The organism is Kitasatospora sp. NPDC001175, from assembly GCF_053598215.1.
The window spans coordinates 1-2,241 of record NZ_JBSFJU010000193.1; the positions used below are offsets into that span (position 1 = coordinate 1).

Here is a 2,241-nt window from a genome sequence, read left to right on the forward strand (position 1 = left end):
GCAGCCTCGGCTACCGCAGTCCCGCCGAATACGAGACCGTCCTGGCGGCCTGACCACCACACCAACGGTGTCCGTCAAAGCGGAGCAAGCTCAGTTCGGCAGCGGGCACCCCGGCTTCTCGCGCTCTTGGCCTGTCGGAGCCGATCAGAACGCGCGAGCCAGAAGGTCTCCCGGCTCATCCGGAATACGCCACTGCGGCTTTCGATTGGTTCCCTCGTAGCGAAGCTCGGGGAGGCTTGGATGACGGACCTGAAGGTGTTCCGGCTCGGCGAGGACGGGCTCGACGTTGAGGTGCAGGGCTCCTTGGCGGCGCGGGAGTGCGATCTGCAGAAGCGGGTCGAGGCCAACATGAGGGCAATGCTCGGAATCCGGTTCTTGGCCTCCGAGTACCAGACCGGTCCGCTCCACCGGGGAAGGATCGACTCGCTCGGGCTCGATGAGAACGGCACGCCGGTGATCATCGAGTACAAGAGGGGCAGCGACCCCGGAGTGATCGTTCAGGCGGTCTCCTACCTGACGTGGTTGGACGCCAGCCATCACGAGTTCCAGGCCCTGGTGAGGGACGAGTTGGGGAATGAGGCGGCCGAGGCCATCAACTGGCATAACCCCCGGGTGGTGTGTATCGCTGGCGACTTCGCTCGGCACGACAGGATCGCGGTGCACAAGATGGGCCAGCGCATCGACCTGGTGCGATACCGGATCTTCGATGGCGACCTGCTGAGCCTGCAGCTCATCGAGTCCACTCCTGGCTCCGCAGGGGCACCCCGGTCGGCGACCGCGCGTACGGCACCGGCCAACGGCAACACGGTGCCGGCCGCCGCCGATGACGAGGTGAAGGTGGTCGAGGAGAAGCTGGGCAAGATGCCATCAGCGCTTCAGGCCCTCTACCGCGAGCTGCACACGGTGCTGACCGAGTCGGGAGACGTTGAGGCGGAGACCATGAAGCATTACATCGCGTACCGGCGACTGGTACAGGCGGCGACCGTGCGGTTCCTCAAGGACACGATCCTGCTCAACCTGAAGGTAGACCCCGACGGCGTCAAGCTGGAAGCGGGGTTCACCCGCACCGTGCGCGGCAAGGGCCACCTGGGGACGGGTGATCTGGAGGTGCGTATCAGATCGGCGGCCGACCTGGAGAAGGCGGCGCCGCTGATACAGCAGGCGTTCGAGGCGGCCTGACAAACGACCGAGGGCGGCTGCTGCATCGATTCACCGATCCAGCAACCGCCCTCTTCGTCTCTCGTCTACCGGTCCCGGCGCTTCGGATTCTCATGCCGCGGGCCCCGCCAGGACGAAGTCGTCCTGCCTCAACTCGGCTCGGAGCCGTCGTTCGGCAACGTCGGCGTAGTGACTCGAGAGTTCGATCCCGAGGAAGTTGCGTCCTTCCCGGAGCGCGGCAACGCCGGTCGACCCGCTTCCGGTGAACGGATCGAGGACGGTACCGCCTTCGGGGCAGACCTGGACGAGCTGCTGCATCACCTCGACGGGCTTCTGCGTGATGTGGACCCGATCCTTGCGGGGCTGGGAGGCGATGAAGTGCCCGGGGAGATACAGGTCCCGGTCCTTATCGAGGGTCCCCTTGACGCCCCAGCAGATGAACTCCGCAGACTGCTTGAAGCCACCCTTGCGCGGCCGGGAGGCCGGCTTGATCCACGGAATGGTGCCGGCCCAGGTCCAGCCCGCCATCTGCAGGGCGTCGCTGGTGGTCGGTTCCTGCCGCCAGTCCGAGAAGACCATGGCGACGGAGTGCTCCTTCGAGGCCCGGTACGCCTGGGTGAGCAGAGCCTCCAGCCACGCCCGGTAGGAGCGCTGATCGCGGTTCTCGCCGGGGAAGTTCTGAAGGTCGTGCCGGGCATCACCGCTGGTGTACTTCGCCCGCGCGGTGCGGGCGGTGCGTTCGGAGCTGGTGCGCCCACCGCTGTTGTACGGCGGGTCGGTGATCACGGCGTCGACGCTCTCGTCAGGGATGGTCTTCAGCACGGTGAGGGCGTCGCCTCGGTGCAGGGAGGTTTTTACGCATCGTCCTCCTGTCCATTGAGGTCGGCACCGAGTTGTTCGTCCTGCTCTTCTTGTTCCAATTCGCTGGCGTCCTCCTCGTCCTCCCCAGGGAGCGTCTCGGACGCGGCGGCGTGCGGGAGAACGTACTGTGAGCTTGCTCCGCTTTGACGGACACCGTTGGTGTGGTGGTCAGGCCGCCAGGACGGTCTCGTATTCGGCGGGACTGCGGTAGCCGAGGCTGCT

The 2,241-nt window shown here is 66.0% G+C and carries 2 protein-coding genes; one reads left to right on the top strand and one right to left on the bottom strand.

The features are described from left to right. The first annotated feature begins 240 nt into the window (after positions 1-240). Complete coding sequence (locus ACWDAK_RS41025; RefSeq protein WP_427396336.1) at positions 241-1,179, top strand: DUF5655 domain-containing protein; 939 nt, start codon at positions 241-243, stop codon at positions 1,177-1,179. A gap of 90 nt (positions 1,180-1,269) precedes the next feature. On the opposite strand, the gene ACWDAK_RS41030 is transcribed toward ACWDAK_RS41025, so the two are convergent. After that, positions 1,270-1,980, bottom strand: a complete 711-nt coding sequence (locus ACWDAK_RS41030; RefSeq protein WP_427396335.1) for a DNA-methyltransferase — start codon at positions 1,978-1,980, stop codon at positions 1,270-1,272. Positions 1,981-2,241: the final 261 nt, after the last annotated feature.

Coding starts and splice junctions, on each gene's coding strand:
- ACWDAK_RS41025 (WP_427396336.1), top strand. CDS start 241: ATGACGGACCTGAAGGTGTTCCGGCTCGGCGAGGACGGGCTCGACGTT.